The organism is Enterobacter cloacae complex sp. HYC080_NIDB, from assembly GCF_056673325.1.
Genome location: NZ_CP114212.1, coordinates 986,009 through 1,003,414, shown reverse-complemented (window position 1 = coordinate 1,003,414; position 17,406 = coordinate 986,009). Strand labels below are relative to the sequence as shown.

The following is a 17,406-nucleotide window of genomic DNA, read 5'->3' as shown; positions in this document are numbered from 1 at the left end:
CATGCGTTACGTTGATGAATACCGCGCGCCAGAACAGGTACTGCAGCTTATCGGGCACCTGAAAACACGGGCGGCGCTGCTGAACAACACGAAAGAAAGGCCGCTGCGGATCATGGAGGTGTGCGGCGGACACACGCACGCCATCTTCAAATTTGGCCTCGACCAGCTACTGCCAGATAACATCGAGTTTATCCACGGCCCCGGCTGCCCGGTCTGCGTGTTGCCAATGGGCCGCATCGACAGCTGTATTGAAATTGCCAGCCAGCCTGACGTCATTTTCTGTACCTTTGGCGATGCGATGCGCGTGCCGGGGAAAAATGGCTCGCTGCTGCAGGCGAAAGCGCGCGGTGCGGACGTGCGGATCGTCTACTCGCCAATGGATGCCCTGACGCTGGCGAGGGATAACCCTGAGCGCAACGTCGTCTTTTTTGGGCTGGGTTTTGAAACCACTATGCCCGCGACGGCCATTACGCTGCAGCAGGCCAAAGCCCGCAACGTCACTAATTTTTTCTTTTTCTGTCAGCACATCACGCTCATTCCCACGCTGCGCAGCCTGCTGGAGGAGCCGGATAACGGTATCGACGCCTTTCTGGCGCCGGGACACGTCAGCATGGTGATTGGCACAGACGCCTACGGTTTCATCTCTGAACAGTACAATCGTCCGTTAGTGGTCGCTGGTTTCGAGCCACTTGATCTACTGCAAGGTGTGACCATGCTGGTTGAGCAGAAAATAGCGGCCCTGAGTGCGGTCGAAAACCAGTACCGCCGCGTGGTGCCCGATGCGGGGAATGAACGGGCCCAGCAGGCCATTGCCGACGTGTTTAGCGTTGAAGGAGACAGCGAGTGGCGCGGTCTGGGGCTGATTGCCGAATCCGGCGTGCGCCTCACGCCAGCCTATCGCGCGTTTGATGCAGAAACACATTTCCGCCCGCAGCCGCAGCAGGTGTGCGACGATCCCCGTTCTCGCTGTGGCGACGTGCTCACCGGTAAGTGTAAACCTCATCAATGCCCGTTATTTGGCAACACCTGTAACCCGCAAACCGCGTTTGGCGCGCTGATGGTCTCCTCCGAAGGGGCATGCGCCGCGTGGTATCAATATCGCAACCAGGAGTGTGAAGCATGAACACGGTGGAAATGGCGCACGGAAGCGGTGGGCAGGCGATGCAGCAGTTGATTAACCGGCTGTTTATGGAGGCTTTTAACAACCCCTGGCTCGCCGAGCAGGAAGACCAGGCGCGCATCGCGCTCTCGACACTCACTGCCCAGGGCGACAGGCTGGCGTTCTCCACCGACAGCTACGTCATTGACCCGCTGTTTTTCCCGGGCGGTGATATCGGCAAGCTCGCCATCTGCGGCACGGCCAACGACGTTGCCGTCAGCGGCGCCATTCCACGCTACCTCTCCTGCGGGTTTATCCTTGAAGAGGGGCTGCCGATGGAGACGCTCACGGCGGTGGTCAACAGCATGGCACAGACGGCGCGCGAGGCGGGGATCGCTGTCGTCACCGGCGATACCAAAGTGGTTCAGCGCGGCGCCGCCGACAAACTGTTTATTAACACCGCCGGGATGGGCGCGATCCCCGCCGACATCCACTGGGGCGCACAGCAACTTAGCGTGGGCGACGTTCTGCTGGTGAGCGGCACGCTGGGATGCCATGGCGCGACGATTCTTAATCTGCGCGAAGGGTTAGGGCTGGACGGCGAACTGCGTAGCGACTGTGCGGTGCTTACCCCGCTTATTCAGACGCTGCGCGCCATTCCTGGTGTGAAAGCCCTGCGCGACGCCACCCGTGGCGGCGTGAATGCCGTCGTCCACGAGTTCGCCGTAAGCTGCGGGTGCGGGATTGAACTGACCGAGCGTGGTCTGCCTGTCAAACCCGCCGTACGCGGGCTGTGCGAGCTGCTAGGGCTTGATCCCCTCAACTTTGCGAACGAAGGCAAGCTGGTGATCGGCGTTGAACGCGCAGCGGCGGAATCTGTCCTGGCCGGGCTGCGGTCGCATCCATTAGGGAAAGATGCCGCCATCATTGGGGAAGTGGTTGAGCGCAAAGGGGTGCGCCTGACCGGGCTTTACGGCGTGAAGCGCACACTGGATCTGCCGCACGCTGAACCGTTACCCCGAATTTGCTAGAACCGCGCCATAAGCGGTCAGCACTGAATGTCTCTTTTCTGCCAGTTTCAATTGGAAAGCAATAATGCCGTATACACCGATGAGCGATCTTGGACAGCAGGGCCTGTTTGATATCACGCGCACACTTTTACAGCAGCCCGATCTCAGCGCGCTAAGCGATGCTTTGACGCGACTGGTCAGGCAATCAGCCCTGGCAGACAGCGCCGCAATTGTGCTATGGCATAGCGGAACGCAACGCGCGAGCTACTACTCAACGCGTGATAATGGCAAAACGTTTGAATACGAAGATGAAACGTATCTGGCGCATGGTCCGGTGCGCCGCATTCTCTCCCGTCCGGAAGCCCTGCACTGCAATTTTGAGGAGTTCAGGATGGCGTGGCCGCGGCTTGCCGGGAGCAACCTCTATCAGCCTTTTGGCCACTACAGCATGCTGCCGCTGGCGGCGGAGGGCCATATCTTTGGCGGCTGCGAGTTCATCCGCACGACCGACCGGCCCTGGAGCGAAGCGGAGTACGAGCGTCTGCACACCTTTACCCAGATTGTGGCCGTGGTGGCAGAGCAGATCCAAAGTCGCGTCACCAATAACGTGGATTACGACCTGCTGAGCCGCGAGCGCGATAACTTCCGCATCCTGGTGGCAATCACTAACGCCGTGCTGTCACGTCTCGATATGGATGAGCTGGTCAGCGAAGTCTCAAAAGAGATCCACCACTATTTCAAAATCGACGCTATCAGTATTGCGCTGCGGGGGCATCGCAAGGGCAAGCTGAATATCTATTCCACGCACTATCTCGATGAAGCCAACCCGGCGCATGAGCAAAGTGAAGTGGATGAAGCGGGCACCCTTTCTGAACGGGTATTCAAAAGCAAAGAGATCCTCCTGCTTAACCTGAGCGAACAGGATCCGGTGGCGCCGTATGAGCGAATGCTGTTTAACACCTGGGGCAATAAGATCCAGACCCTGTGCCTGCTACCGCTGATGTCCGGCAACACCATGCTTGGCGTGCTGAAACTGGCGCAGTGTGATGAAGCCGTGTTTACCACCGCCAACCTGAAGCTGCTGCGTCAGATTGCCGAGCGTATCTCCATCGCGCTGGATAACGCCCTCGCCTATCAGGAGATCCATCGCCTGAAAGAGCGGCTGGTGGACGAGAACCTGGCCCTGACCGAGCAGCTTAATAATGTGGACAGCGAGTTTAGCGAAATCATCGGGCGCAGCGATGCGATGTACAGCGTCCTCAAGCAGGTGGAAATGGTGGCGCAGAGCGACAGCACGGTGCTGATTTTGGGTGAAACCGGCACGGGTAAAGAGCTGATTGCCAGAGCCATTCACAACCTGAGCAATCGCAACAGCCGCCGGATGGTGAAGATGAACTGCGCGGCGATGCCTGCGGGCCTGCTGGAAAGTGACCTCTTCGGCCACGAGCGCGGCGCATTTACCGGGGCCAGCAGCCAGCGCCTGGGGCGTTTTGAACTGGCCGATAAAAGCTCGCTGTTCCTCGACGAAGTGGGCGATATGCCGCTGGAGTTGCAGCCTAAACTGCTGCGCGTCTTGCAGGAGCAGGAGTTTGAACGCCTTGGCAGCAACAAGCTTATCCAGACTGACGTGCGGCTGATTGCCGCCACCAACCGCGACCTGAAAAAAATGGTCGCCGACCGCGAATTCAGAAGCGATCTCTACTATCGCCTGAACGTCTTCCCGATCTGCCTGCCCCCGCTGCGCGAACGTCCGGAAGATATCCCCCTGCTGGTAAAAGCCTTTACCGCGAAGATCGCCCGCCGAATGGGGCGAAATATCGACAGTATTCCTGCCGAAACGCTACGCACCCTCTCGTCGATGGAGTGGCCGGGTAACGTCCGCGAACTGGAAAACGTCATTGAGCGTGCGGTACTGCTCACGCGTGGCAATGTGCTGCAACTCTCCCTGCCGGAGGTTTCTCTGCCTGAAACGACCGTGACCGCAGCCGAGATCGCAAAAGAGGGAGAAGATGAATATCAGCTCATTATGCGCGTGCTGAAAGAGACGAACGGCGTGGTTGCCGGCCCGAAAGGGGCTGCCCAGCGTTTAGGCTTAAAACGCACGACCCTGCTGTCGCGCATGAAGCGCCTTGGGATTGATAAAGAGAACCTGCTGTAAGTCCGCAATCTGGCGGTGTTATTCTGGCACCGCCTTTTGTCACCCTGCGCAATTGTCCCTCATTGACACAAAATCGTTTCCTCTGTATAAAATTCCGCCTTAATAATGAGTTTCATTTGCATCAAAAAATAATTTTAATGAAGGGTAGCGTTTAATGAAAAAGGTCATCTGCGCGTTGGGCCTGGCGATTGCGTCGGTCAGTTCTGCTCTGGCAACCACATATCCTCTGATCATTGAAAACTGTGGTTATAAAGAGACCTTCACCAAAGCGCCGGAACGCGTCGTGGCCCTGGGTCAGAATACCGTCGAAATTTTGCTCCTGCTCGGCCTGCAGGATAAGGTGAAGGCCAGCGCCTTCTGGCCGACCAAAGTGCTGCCACAGCTGGCTGAACAGAACGCAAAAATCAAAACCCTGACGGTAGAAATCCCTACGCTTGAATCTATCCTTGCGCAAAATCCTGATTTTGTACCTGCCCAGCTTCCTCTGTTACTTGGGCCTGAGAGTAAGGTCGCAAAACGTGAAGATTTGGCGACCATCGGTGTGAATAGCTACGTCTCACCGGGCATGTGCGCGACCAAAAAAGCCACAGGAGATATGTACGGCAGCCGCCAGAAGCTGTGGGACATGACCTATCTCTATAAGGAGATTGAGGATTTTGCCAAAATCTTTAACGTGGAAGATCGCGGCCAGGCCGTCATTGCCGATTTCAAAAAACGTGAGGCTGACCTGCGCCAGGAGTTTGGTAAAAACAAAAAGGACCTCTCCTTTGTTTTCTGGTTCTCAAGCTCCTCTCCTTCGGCTGATGCTTACGTCGGCGGTAAAAACAGCGCCTCCGGATTTATTGCCAACGTGCTGGGCGGGCACAACGCCATTACATCTGAAACCGAATGGCCAACCGTGGGCTGGGAAAGCATTATTGCCGCTAATCCGGATGTGATTGTGGTCTCCAGTCTGGACCGTAACCGCTGGGCGCTGGATAACGCGGAAGAAAAAATCAAATTCCTGAAAAACGATCCTGCCGTCAGCCAGCTTGATGCCGTCAAAAAAGGCCATATCGTGGTGATGGACGGCCAGGCGATGAACCCAACGATTCGTACAATTTACGGTGCTGAACAGGTGGGTGAACAGCTCAGAAAACTGGGGCTGAACTGATGACAGCCGCTGTACTTCAGGCCCGCCAGGGCCTGTTCCTGACCACGTCTGCTCTGCTTGCCATTGTACTGTTGTTTCTGGTCATCGCCCTTGGCGTCAGCGTCGGTGAACTGTCCATCCCGCTGGATAACGTGTTTTATGCTATCAGCAATAAAATGGGGCTCACCGAGGTTCCGCTCAACCGCATCTATGAGAGCGTTATCTGGGACTTTCGTCTGAGCCGTGCGCTGGTTGCTGCCTGCTGTGGCGCCGGGCTAGCCATCTGCGGTGCCGTCCTGCAAAGTCTGTTGAAGAACGCGCTGGCGGAACCCTATGTTCTCGGCGTGTCTGCGGGGGCCTCAACCGGGGCGGTTTCCGTCGTGGTGCTGGGTGTGGGAACGGGAGCCGTTTCGCTCTCAGCTGGGGCCTTCGCGGGTGCCTTCGCCGCCTTTGCATTTGTCGCTTTTCTGACGAACGGCGCACGCGGCGGCAATGAACGCACTATTCTGGCAGGCGTTGCGGCTTCGCAGTTGTTCAATGCCATTACCGCCTACACCATCAGCACGTCAGCCAGCGCACAGCAGGCGCGAGATGTCATGTTCTGGCTGCTGGGCAGCTTCAGCGGCGTACGCTGGCCGGAATTCCAGCTGGTACTGGTGGTGGTCCTGCTGGGGTTAGCCGTTTGCCTCTACTATTCCCGGGCGCTGGATGCCTTTACGTTCGGTGACGACGCTGCCGCATCACTGGGGATTGCCGTTCCCTGGGTACGCCTGGCGTTATTTATCACGACCGCACTGATTACCGCGACCATCGTCAGTATGGCAGGCTCTATCGGCTTTGTGGGGCTGGTGGTTCCGCACGTCATGCGTTTCCTGTTCGGACCTTTGCATCGCACGCTGCTCATTGCCAGCGCGCTGGCCGGGGCGATCCTGATGGTGCTGGCAGACATTGCCTCACGCATGCTGATTGCGCCGCAAAGCCTGCCCGTCGGCGTAGTGACCGCACTGGTGGGCGTTCCCTTCTTTGCCGTGATTATTTACCGTTCAAGGAATAAGTGATGAGTATCTGCGCTGAAAATATTACCTGGAAGGTCGGCAAAAAGGCGATCGTCAATGACGTCTCGCTGAAGGTCTCCCGGGGGGAAACCGTCGGCCTGCTGGGCCCAAACGGCTGCGGAAAATCGTCTCTTTTGCGTATCCTCGCGGGACTGCGTCGCCCGGATGCGGGCCGCGTGACGCTGGACGGGCAGGACATCTCCCGCATCGCCAAAAAGCAGCTTGCCCGCCGGGTAGCGTTCGTTGAGCAGCACGGGATGACCGACGCCAACATGCGCGTGCGCGACGTGGTGAAACTTGGACGAATTCCGCACCACTCCGCTTTTTCCAACTGGAGCACGCACGATGACGAGACCGTCACGGCGGCACTGCAACGCGTGGATATGCTGGATAAAAGCGACCAGGGCTGGCTGAGCCTCTCCGGCGGAGAGCGCCAGCGGGTGCACATTGCCCGCGCGCTGGCCCAGACCCCAACGGAAATCCTGCTGGACGAACCGACCAACCACCTGGACATTCATCATCAGATGCAGCTAATGCAGTTGATCAGCGAATTACCGGTCACCAGCATTGTCGCTATCCACGATCTCAACCACGCCTCGATGTTCTGCGACTCGCTGATTGTGATGCAGAAGGGGCAAATTGTGGCGACGGGGACACCTCAGGACATCTTATCCGAGTCGTTGCTGTGGGATGTTTTCCGGGTCAAAACCAAAATTGAGATCTCGCCGTTCCATGGCAAAAAGCACATCCACTTTATCGTTTAGGGGCGCGTAAATCACAATGCTCCTTCGCCCAGCCGCCACGCTCTGGCCGCCCGTCTTACTGGGTAGCCAGTTTGTTTTCAACATTGGCTTTTACGCCGTCGTTCCTTTCCTGGCGATATTCCTGCGCGACGACATGCTGCTCTCCGGCGGACTGATCGGGCTGATTCTGGGCCTGCGCACCTTCTCCCAGCAGGGGATGTTTATCGTTGGTGGTGCCCTCTCGGACCGGTTTGGCGCGAAAGTGGTTATCCTCAGCGGCTGTATTGTTCGTGTTTCAGGTTATCTGCTGCTGGCCTTCGGGGAATCGCTCTCGCCGATTATTGTGGGCGCATGTCTGACGGGCATCGGCGGCGCATTATTTTCCCCTTCGATTGAGGCATTGCTGGCCAAAGCGGGCACGCACAGTGAGGCGAAAGGGACACGAAGCCGGGCGGAGTGGTTTGCACTGTTTGCAGTCTGCGGGGAACTCGGCGCGGTACTGGGCCCGGTTGCTGGCGCCCTGTTAACGGGACTTGGCTTCCGCCAGGTGGCGCTGGCGGGTGCAGGGGTCTTTATTATTGCGTTAGTGGTGCTCTACTTCTGCCTTCCTGCTTCTGGCCGCCGTTCGCAAACGCTGAAAATACAGCCCTGGTGGACAACCTTCCGCCAGCCTCGCTTCGTCGCCTTCATCATTGCCTATAGCTCATGGCTGTTAAGCTACAACCAGCTTTATCTGGCGCTGCCGGTGGAGATCCAGCGATCTGGTGGTAACGAGAAAGATCTCGGTCCGCTTTTTATGCTCGCCTCCGTGCTGATCATTACCTTACAGCTGCCGCTGGCACGCTTTGCCCGCCGCGTGGGCGCGGTGAGGATCCTGCCGGTGGGCTTTTTGCTGCTTTCTACGGCCTTTGCGAGCGTAGCGATGTTTGCAGCGACTGAACCGCCGGAGGGCTGGTTGCGGTTGCTGCCGTCGGTCTTATTTGTCACGTTACTGACGCTGGGACAAATGCTGCTGGTCCCCTCGGCAAAAGATCTCATTCCGCGGTTCGCCGAGGAATCAACGTTGGGGGCGCATTATGGCGCACTCGCCACCGCCGGAGGGATGGCGGTACTGGCGGGAAATTTGTTGTTTGGCAGTCTGCTGGATCGCGCGCTGGTGCCTTCGGCTCAGGCAATATACCCCTGGCTGCTGCTGGCCCTCTTCCCGTTGTGCAGCGCCCTGGCCCTGCAGGTAATTTGCCGCCCGCTGCGAAGCTGAACGGCTCACTTTTTCGGGCGATACTTTTCCGGTAATTCCGGCACCGGACGACGATCGTCAATCAGATGACGAACGGTCAGGACAGGATGACGCCATAACATGCGTGGCCCCGCCCAGCGCATAATCTGCTTCATCTCTTCCCGCTTTGCGGGCTGGTAGCAGTGTACCGGACACTGTTTACAGGCAGGCTTTTCTTCACCAAAAACACACTTATCCAGGCGCTTATCGGCATACGCGTTCAGCGCCTGATAATGCCCCTCTTCCCGAGACGCCTGCGGGCACTGCTTTTCAAACAACGCGATCATTTTCGCGATAGTCTCTTTTTCTCGTGATATACGTTTACCGGACATAGCGACTTACCGATTAATAAGATGCATCAATAATACTCTTTTAAACCCTGAATTTCAGTTGTTGCATTCCGTTTTCTGAAGCCTGATTCCAGCATTAATGCTACACCTCCTGAAAATCACGGGTATTTTATACAGGCATCAGGAGTGACCGTTGTCCGTATTGTCTGGAGGTTCTATGCAAGAGATCGCGACTGGCAAACCCTACCGCCATTTAAAAGTGGGATATTTCAGAAAACGTCACGAGGATCGAAAAACTAAGATACCTAAGCGTTACAGCGTACATGCGGCGTTGAGCTTAAAAGGGGACTGGCTTGAAAAGGCGGGCTTTACTACCAACGCCCAGGTCAGGGTGGGCGTGGAACATGGCAAAATTGTCATCGAGTTGATGCCGGAAGGCACCTCGTAAAGCCGCGACATTTTTCTGCGACATCGCTTTTTTTCATGCGACAATAGCAGGAACTAACGGCCACTGAGCCGCTCAAAACGGTTTCTTTTCAAAGAAATGGACATCATAACTCCATGAGCACAATCGACAATTTCGACGCACATACGCCGATGATGCAGCAGTATCTGAAGCTGAAAGCACAGCATCCGGAAATCCTGCTGTTTTACCGTATGGGCGATTTTTACGAGCTGTTTTATGACGATGCCAAACGTGCATCGCAGTTGCTCGACATTTCGCTGACCAAACGTGGCGCATCGGCAGGTGAGCCCATCCCGATGGCAGGCATCCCGCACCATGCGGTAGAGAACTACCTGGCCAAACTGGTCAATCAGGGAGAATCCGTCGCCATTTGCGAACAGATTGGCGATCCGGCGACGTCGAAGGGGCCGGTTGAACGCAAAGTCGTGCGCATCGTCACGCCAGGTACCATCAGTGATGAAGCCCTGCTTCAGGAGCGCCAGGATAACCTGCTGGCGGCGCTGTGGCAGGACGGCAAAGGGTTTGGTTATGCCACACTGGACATCAGCTCCGGGCGTTTTCGTCTGAGTGAACCCGCTGACCGTGAAACGATGGCTGCCGAATTGCAGCGCACCAACCCGGCCGAGCTGCTCTATGCCGAAGATTTCGCCGAGATGGCGCTGATTGAAGGTCGCCGAGGTTTACGCCGTCGCCCGCTGTGGGAATTCGAAATAGATACCGCGCGCCAGCAGCTGAATCTGCAGTTTGGCACCCGCGACTTGATCGGTTTTGGCGTTGAAAATGCGCCGCGCGGGTTGTGTGCAGCAGGTTGCCTGCTGCAATACGTGAAAGACACCCAACGCACCGCCCTGCCGCATATCCGTTCTATCACCATGGAGCGCCAGCAGGACAGCATCATCATGGATGCCGCCACGCGCCGCAACCTGGAGATCACGCAGAACCTGGCGGGTGGCATAGAAAATACCCTCGCGTCGGTCCTCGACAGCACGGTGACGCCGATGGGGAGCCGTATGCTGAAACGCTGGCTGCATATGCCCATTCGCGATACGAATACGCTTGTCTGCCGTCAACAGACGATTGCCGCATTGCAGGATCGTTACACCGAGCTGCAGCCCGTTCTGCGTCAGGTGGGCGATCTCGAGCGTATCCTTGCCCGTCTGGCATTGCGCACCGCGCGCCCACGCGATCTCGCACGTATGCGTCATGCTTTCCAGCAGTTACCGGAACTGCGTGCTCAGTTGAGCGACGTTGACAGCGCTCCGGTTCAGAAACTCCGTGAAACGATGGGCGAGTTTACCGAGCTTCGCGAACTGCTGGAACGCGCCATTATCGATGCGCCTCCGGTTCTGGTGCGTGACGGCGGCGTCATTGCCCCTGGCTACAACGAGGAGCTGGACGAATGGCGTGCGCTGGCCGACGGTGCAACGGATTATCTTGATAAACTGGAAATCCGCGAGCGCGAGCGTCTTGGGCTCGACACCCTGAAAGTGGGGTATAACGCGGTACACGGTTACTATATTCAGATCAGCCGCGGGCAGAGCCATCTGGCACCAATTCACTACGTCCGTCGTCAGACGTTGAAAAACGCCGAGCGCTACATTATTCCCGAGCTGAAAGAGTACGAAGACAAAGTGCTCACCTCGAAAGGTAAAGCACTGGCGCTGGAAAAACAGCTGTATGAAGAGCTGTTTGACATGCTGATGCCACACCTGGCCGATCTGCAGCTTAGCGCCAGCGCGCTGGCGGAACTGGATGTGCTGGTGAACCTGGCTGAACGCGCGGAAACGCTGAACTATACCTGTCCGACCTTTACCGACAAGCCCGGTATCCGCATCACTGAAGGCCGTCACCCGGTGGTCGAGCAGGTACTGAATGAGCCGTTCATCGCCAACCCGCTGAACCTCTCGCCGCAGCGAAGAATGCTGATCATTACCGGGCCAAACATGGGCGGTAAAAGTACCTATATGCGCCAGACCGCTTTGATTGCGCTGCTCGCCTATATCGGCAGCTACGTCCCGGCGCAACACGTTGAGATTGGCCCTATCGACCGTATCTTTACCCGCGTCGGGGCGGCAGATGATCTGGCGAGCGGTCGCTCAACCTTTATGGTGGAGATGACCGAAACGGCTAACATTCTGCACAACGCGACGGAATACAGTCTGGTGCTGATGGACGAAGTCGGACGCGGAACATCAACCTACGATGGCCTGTCGTTGGCATGGGCCTGCGCTGAAAGCCTCGCGAACAAAATCAAAGCCATGACGCTGTTCGCCACCCATTACTTCGAGCTGACGCAGCTACCGGAGAAGATGGAAGGGGTGGCTAACGTCCACCTTGATGCGCTGGAACACGGCGATACCATCGCCTTCATGCACACGGTGCAGGACGGTGCGGCGAGCAAGAGCTATGGCCTGGCCGTCGCGGCGCTGGCTGGCGTACCGAAAGAGGTAATTAAGCGCGCGCGTCAGAAACTGCGTGAGCTGGAAAGCCTGTCACCGAATGCGGCGGCGACGCAGATTGATGGCACGCAGATGTCGCTGCTGGTGCCTGCGGAAGAGACGTCACCTGCGGTGGAAGCACTGGAGAATCTCGACCCGGATTCACTGACGCCGCGTCAGGCGCTGGAGTGGATTTATCGGTTGAAGAGTCTGGTTTAGTTCTCTGCGGTCTTTATTGCCCGGTGGCGCTGCGCTTACCGGGCCTACGGGTTTTGTAGGCCGGGTAAGGCGAAGCCGCCACCCGGCTTTTTTTACAGCAGCGGTGGGATCGTCGGCACCTGCGGTGCCTCGTCAATATCCTTCTGCGTCATACGAAACGCTTCCGGATAATGTTCACGGCTGGTGCGGCGCAGCGGCTCGGTATCGCGCCAGGTATAGAGACAATGCTGGCACTGATAAACCGTCCAGACCCCCTTCACGGGTGATGTCGCCATCACTTCAATATGTTCATCGGCACAACGTGGACAAATCATCTTTTCCTCCTTATTGACGTGCTGCCAGCATCGCGGTCAGTTTTTCAGCCCAGGCTTTGGTCTCAGGCAGATCCTGTACCGGCTGGCTATAGTGGCCTCGGGTGTCCGGGGCGACAGGCGTCGTCGCATCAATAATCAGTTTGTCGGTAATACCCGCCGGGCTGGAGCCAGGGTCGAGTTCAAGCACCGACATGTTCGGCAGTTGAACCAGATCGCCTGCCGGGTTGACCTTCGATGACAGCGCCCACATCACCTGCGGGAGGTTGAACGGGTCAACATCTTCATCCACCATAATCACCATCTTCACGTAGCCCAGGCCATGCGGCGTAGTCATGGCACGCAAACCGACCGCGCGGGCAAAACCGCCGTAACGCTTTTTGGTGGAGATAATCGCCAGCAAACCGTGGGTGTACATCGCGTTCACCGCCTGCACTTCCGGGAATTCGGCTTTCAGCTGCTGGTATAACGGCACGCAGGTGGCTGGGCCCATCAGATAGTCAATTTCGGTCCACGGCATACCGAGGTACAGCGATTCGAAAATCGGTTTCGTGCGATAAGAAACTTTATCAATACGTACCACCGTCATATTACGGCCACCGGAATAGTGCCCGGTAAACTCTCCAAACGGCCCTTCGATTTCACGTTTACGACCTTCAATCACCCCTTCCAGGATCACTTCAGAGCCCCACGGTACATCGAAGCCGGTCAACGGTGCGGTGGCAATCGGGTATGGGCTTTTGCGCAGGGCACCCGCCATCTCATATTCTGACTGATCGTATTTCAGCGGCGTCGCGCCCATCAGGGTGATGATCGGATCGTTGCCGAGAGTAATTGCAATCGGCAGATCTTCCCCACGCTCTTCCGCTTTATGCAGATGCAGGGCGATATCGTGCATCGGCACCGGCTGCAGGCCGAGCTTGCGCTTACCTTTCACCTCCATGCGATAAATGCCGACGTTCTGCTTGCCGAAGTTATCCGGGTCAAGCGGATCGCGCGAAACAACGCACGCTTTGTCGAGATAAAAACCACCGTCTCCGTCATTCAGGCGAAACAGCGGCAGGATGTCGAACAGGTTGATGTCTTCACCGTCCACCGTATTCTCAGCCCAGGCCGGATTGGCGCGGCGCTCCGGTGCGATGGGGAATTTATCCCAGCGGCGGATAAACTCGTCGATCTGTTTTTTTACCGGGGTATTCGCAGGCAGCCCCATCGAAATGGCGTGGTTCTGCCAGGAGCCGATGGTGTTCATCACCACGCGGGCATCGGTAAACCCGCGAATATTGTCAAACCACAGAGCGGGCGCACCGTCGCCAATGCGACCGGTGGCGTTGGCTGCCGCCGCCAGATCCGGCTCCGCATTCACCTCTTCCTCAATTTTCAGCAGTTGCCCTTGCTCATCGAGTGCCTGCAGAAAGCTTCTCAAATCATCAAATGCCATTTTTATTCTCCTGTGAAAAATCTTTCGCCTCCCGCAGCCCATTCCAGCGGCGTGCCTTTTTATGCTCCAGACCAAACTGGTCGAGCACGCGGGTCACGATATGCTGGGTGATGTCATCGGCGGTCTGCGGATGGTTGTAATACGCAGGCATGGGCGGCACCATCGCCACGCCCATTCGGGACAGCGCCAGCATGTTCTCCAGATGGATGGTGCTGAGCGGCGTTTCGCGGGGAACCAGCACCAGCTTGCGCCCCTCTTTCAACACCACATCCGCCGCACGGCCCACCAGCCCTTCGGCGTAGCCTGCGCGGATCCCCGCCAGCGTTTTCATGCTGCAGGGAATAACGATCATGCCGTCGGTACGAAACGACCCGGAGGAGATAGTGGCGGCCTGGTCAGCCGGGCTGTGGACAACGTCAGCCAGCGCAGCAACGTCCTGCGCGGTGTAAGGCGTTTCCAGCTCGATGGTGGTTTTAGCCCACTTCGACATCACCAGATGCGTTTCCACCTCAGGCATCTCCCGCAGCGCCTGCAGCAGCGCCACGCCCAGCGGAGCCCCCGTCGCCCCCGTCATTCCCACTATCAATCTCATTCATCACCTCAATTAATTTGTTCGTGTACGAACATTATAGGTAAACTACTCCCGGATCGTTTTTCTGACAAGATCGTTCGCATACGATCACACTAATTGCTAAAAAATGCCGCGTTATCATCCCGGGCTTTAGCGGCTATCATAGGGGGAGATTTTTTCCGTCGGAGTGTTCATGGAACTAAGACAAGAGGCGTTCCACCTGTTACGTCAGCTTTTTCAACAGCATACCGCGCAGTGGCAACATGCCTTACCGGAGCTAACCAAGCCGCAGTATGCGGTTATGCGCTCTGTTGCCGAGCATCCGGGCATTGAACAGGTGGCATTGACCGAAGTGGCAGTCAGCACGAAAGCGACCCTGGCGGAAATGCTGAGCCGCATGGAGGCGCGCGGGCTGGTCAAACGCGAGCATGACCCCGCCGATAAGCGCCGCCGGTTTGTCTTCCTGACACCAGAAGGCGAAGCCCTGCTTGAAGGCAGCAAGCCGGTAAGCAATGAAGTAGATGAGGCATTTTTAGGGCGCCTGAGTCAGGCCGAACGGGAGCAGTTCTCCGCGCTTATCAAGAAAATGATGCACGATTAATTCACGCTGGCACGCATAAAATCAATAAAGGTGCGTACTTTCGCCGGCACGTGCCGGGCATCCGGATAAACCGCGTAAATGCCCTGCCGCGCGAAGGTATATTCCGGTAAAACCGGCACCAGTTTTCCCGTATCCAGCGCATCGCGCACCAGCCATTCCGGCAGTAATGCCACTCCACCTCCGGCGAGTGCAAAGGCCATAAGAGCCTGCGCACTGTCGGCAAACAGACGCGGCGCTTTTTTTATCTCCAGCGTGTCGGGCAAACCACCGGCATTTTTCACCTGCCAGCGCAGCGGCGAGGTTAAGCGCTCGTGGATAATCCAGTCCGCATGGGCAAGCTGCGCCAGCGATGCGATCGGATGAGTAACGAGCCACTCGGGTGTCGCAACGGGCAGGATCGAAAAGTGTGCGATCAATGCAGCGTGATAGCGTGAATCGGTAAGCGTTCCCAGTCGGATAGCCACATCAAAGCGCTCTGAGATAAGGTCGGCATGCAGTGACGACGAAACATGACGCACGCGAAGATCCGGGTGCTGCTGGCTGAACCTTGCCAGCATCGGCACCACGACCTGTGAGCCATACTCAGGCGTGGTCGTGATCCGCAACTCCCCGGTGAGCCCGGCATGATTCGCGCGGACATCATCCTGCAACTGTTCTGCATCCTTCAGAAGCGCGACGCTGCGTTGATGAAAAAGAGTACCCGCGTCGGTTAACGTCAGGCGGCGGGTGGATCGCAGCAACAGGGTAACGCCCAGTTCGGCTTCGAGCTGACGAATATTGAAGCTGACCACGGCTTTTGTCAGCCCCATCGCCTCAGCTGCCGCAGTGAAACTGCCGGTATCTGCCACCGCAACAAACATCTGCGTCCGCTGTAAGTTAATCATCATTACGCCTTTTACCGTCAAAATATTTTTGACAGTATATCGCGCTTTGTCTGGTTTATCCGTGCCTGGCGCGTCGATACGATACGCCTCCTCACGGGAGGAACCACCATGACCTATCGCAGCAAAGTCGCCGTTGTCTATCTGCTGGGCTTTTTTCTTGATTTGATTAACATGTTTATTGCCAGCGTTGCTTTTCCGGCAATGGCTCACGCCTTTCACGCCACGCCTTCAGCACTTGCCTGGGTCAGTAACGGGTACATTGCTGGTCTGACGCTGGTGATCCCGTTTAGCAGCGTGCTCACGCGCCGAATCGGACCGAAGCGCGTCATCCTGCTCTCGCTTTTTCTGTTCAGCGCTGCCTCTGCTGCGGCAGGCTTGTCTGCCACGCTGGAAAGCCTGATTGCCTGGCGAGTGTTGCAGGGGGTGGGAGGAGGCTTATTGATTCCCGTTGGACAGGCGTTGACCTGGCAACAGTTTAAGCCTCACGAGCGAGCCAGACTCTCCTCAGCGGTTATGCTGGTCGCACTGCTTGCCCCCGCCTGCTCCCCTGCTCTCGGAGGCGTGCTGGTGCAAACGCTAAGCTGGCGATGGATATTTTTCGCCACGCTCCCGGTTGCCATCGTGACCTTTGTTCTGGGCTGTTTGTGGCTTAAACACGAACAGCCCGCGATGAAAGCAAGCCGGCTGCTAAACCTGCCTTTACTTGCGGACCCGCTTTTGCGTTTTTCCATGCTGGTCTATGTCTGTGTACCAGGCATATTTATTGGAGTGAACGTCACGGGTATGTATTACCTTCAGAGCGAGGCCAATATGACACCCGGCGCAACGGGAATGCTGATGCTGCCGTGGTCTGTGGCATCGTTTGTCGCTATCACGGCAACGGGACGCTATTTTAACCGTATTGGTCCTCGTCCCCTTGTCGTCACAGGCTGTCTGCTCCAGGCGCTGGGCGTTCTGCTTTTACTGAGCGTCGGTCCGGCCAGCACAGCGCTGTTACCCACCCTTGCATTTGTGTTGATGGGTGCAGGGGAAAGTCTTTGCAGCAGCACGGCTCAAAGCAGCGCTTTTCTGACAACGCGCCGGGAAGATATGCCGGATGCCAGTGCGCTGTGGAATCTTAATCGTCAGTTGAGCTTTTTTGTGGGTACCCTGCTGCTGGCGCAGGTCCTGAACCTTGCGCAGGCCTGGCTACCCCCGCTCGCCGCGTGGCACGGGATGTTTATTTTTGCCGCAGGCATGACCTTACTGCCTGTACTGTACGTTTTTCGTCTTAACAATACGCAGGTGCTCACCCAGCTGCGACAGGAGAATTCATGACGCCTTTCGAACACGAGATTATCGAGCTCCACATTGCACTTGAAAACTGGCTAGGCAAAGGCGAAGGCGATTCCGACACCCTGCTCGCCCGTTTTCGGTCTGATTTTCTGATGATCCCACCCGGTGGGGTCCATATAGACTACAACGGGCTTGTTCGTTTTCTGGATAACCAGCGCGGAAGTCGTCCTGGGCTTAAGATCGTCATTGACGAATTATCGACGCGACAGAGCTGGGATGATGGCGCGGTGCTTCACTATCGGGAGACGCAAACCCGCCCGGATCACCCTATCAACGTGCGCTGGTCAACCGCAGTGCTGAATCAGGAAGATGGCAGGATCACATGGCGTCTGCTGCACGAAACGGCGCAGCCATAGCACAAAAGAAAAAGGCCCGTC

The 17,406-nt window shown here is 57.0% G+C and carries 17 protein-coding genes; 12 read left to right on the top strand and 5 right to left on the bottom strand.

The window, feature by feature from the left end; genetic code table 11:
* The first annotated feature begins 1 nt into the window (after window position 1).
* The 7 genes from hypD to O1723_RS04735 all read left to right on the top strand — a co-directional run bounded on the left by hypD (window position 2) and on the right by O1723_RS04735 (window position 8,455).
* Window positions 2-1,123: a hydrogenase formation protein HypD gene (gene hypD, locus O1723_RS04765; RefSeq protein ID WP_023331172.1), complete on the top strand. Its 1,122-nt coding sequence runs from the start codon at window positions 2-4 to the stop codon at window positions 1,121-1,123.
* Window positions 1,120-2,130 carry a hydrogenase expression/formation protein HypE gene (gene hypE, locus O1723_RS04760; protein WP_014885011.1) on the top strand — a complete coding sequence of 337 codons (1,011 nt, stop codon included), beginning with the start codon at window positions 1,120-1,122 and terminating at the stop codon, window positions 2,128-2,130. Before hypD ends, hypE begins: the two co-directional genes overlap by 4 nt.
* Before the next feature lie 64 nt (window positions 2,131-2,194).
* Complete coding sequence (gene flhA, locus O1723_RS04755) at window positions 2,195-4,267, top strand: formate hydrogenlyase transcriptional activator FlhA (RefSeq protein ID WP_014885012.1); 2,073 nt, start codon at window positions 2,195-2,197, stop codon at window positions 4,265-4,267.
* A gap of 154 nt (window positions 4,268-4,421) precedes the next feature.
* Window positions 4,422-5,420, top strand: a complete 999-nt coding sequence (gene eitA / locus O1723_RS04750; RefSeq protein WP_014885013.1) for a siderophore ABC transporter substrate-binding protein EitA — start codon at window positions 4,422-4,424, stop codon at window positions 5,418-5,420.
* A complete protein-coding gene (locus O1723_RS04745; protein WP_014885014.1) occupies window positions 5,420-6,457 on the top strand; it encodes a FecCD family ABC transporter permease in 1,038 nt (345 codons plus the stop codon). The genes eitA and O1723_RS04745 overlap by 1 nt, the downstream gene beginning before the upstream one ends.
* Window positions 6,457-7,218 (top strand): siderophore ABC transporter ATP-binding protein EitC, encoded by a 762-nt coding sequence (gene eitC / locus O1723_RS04740; protein WP_014885015.1) that lies wholly within the window; start codon window positions 6,457-6,459, stop codon window positions 7,216-7,218. The genes O1723_RS04745 and eitC overlap by 1 nt, the downstream gene beginning before the upstream one ends.
* A gap of 16 nt (window positions 7,219-7,234) precedes the next feature.
* Entirely contained in the window at window positions 7,235-8,455 is a 1,221-nt protein-coding gene (locus tag O1723_RS04735) for an MDR family MFS transporter (RefSeq protein ID WP_014885016.1), read from the top strand.
* A 5-nt stretch (window positions 8,456-8,460) separates the two neighbouring features.
* On the opposite strand, the gene O1723_RS04730 is transcribed toward O1723_RS04735, so the two are convergent.
* Entirely contained in the window at window positions 8,461-8,805 is a 345-nt protein-coding gene (locus O1723_RS04730) for a nitrous oxide-stimulated promoter family protein (protein WP_014885017.1), read from the bottom strand.
* A 175-nt stretch (window positions 8,806-8,980) separates the two neighbouring features.
* Here O1723_RS04730 and O1723_RS04725 point away from each other — a divergent pair, with 175 nt between their 5' ends.
* Both O1723_RS04725 and mutS read left to right on the top strand, forming a co-directional pair.
* The gene (locus tag O1723_RS04725; RefSeq protein ID WP_014885018.1) at window positions 8,981-9,211 is read left to right on the top strand and encodes a SymE family type I addiction module toxin; all 231 of its coding nucleotides are present in this window, start codon (window positions 8,981-8,983) and stop codon (window positions 9,209-9,211) included.
* A 113-nt stretch (window positions 9,212-9,324) separates the two neighbouring features.
* Window positions 9,325-11,886: a DNA mismatch repair protein MutS gene (mutS, locus tag O1723_RS04720; protein ID WP_023337695.1), complete on the top strand. Its 2,562-nt coding sequence runs from the start codon at window positions 9,325-9,327 to the stop codon at window positions 11,884-11,886.
* Window positions 11,887-11,978: 92 nt separating this feature from the next.
* Here mutS and O1723_RS04715 read toward each other — a convergent pair whose 3' ends face one another.
* The 3 genes from O1723_RS04715 to O1723_RS04705 are packed head-to-tail and all read right to left on the bottom strand — an operon-like array spanning window position 11,979 to window position 14,230.
* Window positions 11,979-12,200 carry a non-oxidative hydroxyarylic acid decarboxylases subunit D gene (locus O1723_RS04715; protein ID WP_003862116.1) on the bottom strand — a complete coding sequence of 74 codons (222 nt, stop codon included), beginning with the start codon at window positions 12,198-12,200 and terminating at the stop codon, window positions 11,979-11,981.
* Between the two features lie 10 nt (window positions 12,201-12,210).
* Window positions 12,211-13,638, bottom strand: a complete 1,428-nt coding sequence (locus tag O1723_RS04710; protein ID WP_014885020.1) for a non-oxidative hydroxyarylic acid decarboxylases subunit C — start codon at window positions 13,636-13,638, stop codon at window positions 12,211-12,213.
* A complete protein-coding gene (locus O1723_RS04705) occupies window positions 13,628-14,230 on the bottom strand; it encodes a non-oxidative hydroxyarylic acid decarboxylases subunit B (protein WP_014885021.1) in 603 nt (200 codons plus the stop codon). The genes O1723_RS04710 and O1723_RS04705 overlap by 11 nt, the downstream gene beginning before the upstream one ends.
* Window positions 14,231-14,402: 172 nt before the next feature.
* Between O1723_RS04705 and O1723_RS04700 the strand changes: the two genes are divergently transcribed.
* Complete coding sequence (locus tag O1723_RS04700; RefSeq protein WP_014885022.1) at window positions 14,403-14,810, top strand: MarR family winged helix-turn-helix transcriptional regulator; 408 nt, start codon at window positions 14,403-14,405, stop codon at window positions 14,808-14,810.
* Here the strand turns inward: O1723_RS04700 and O1723_RS04695 are convergent.
* Window positions 14,807-15,694: a LysR family transcriptional regulator gene (locus tag O1723_RS04695; RefSeq protein ID WP_023331182.1), complete on the bottom strand. Its 888-nt coding sequence runs from the start codon at window positions 15,692-15,694 to the stop codon at window positions 14,807-14,809. The two genes, O1723_RS04700 and O1723_RS04695, sit on opposite strands and share 4 nt — an antisense overlap.
* Window positions 15,695-15,802: 108 nt before the next feature.
* Between O1723_RS04695 and O1723_RS04690 the strand changes: the two genes are divergently transcribed.
* Entirely contained in the window at window positions 15,803-17,011 is a 1,209-nt protein-coding gene (locus O1723_RS04690; protein ID WP_248190682.1) for an MFS transporter, read from the top strand.
* Window positions 17,008-17,385 carry a DUF4440 domain-containing protein gene (locus O1723_RS04685; protein WP_014885025.1) on the top strand — a complete coding sequence of 126 codons (378 nt, stop codon included), beginning with the start codon at window positions 17,008-17,010 and terminating at the stop codon, window positions 17,383-17,385. Before O1723_RS04690 ends, O1723_RS04685 begins: the two co-directional genes overlap by 4 nt.
* Window positions 17,386-17,406 lie beyond the last annotated feature (21 nt).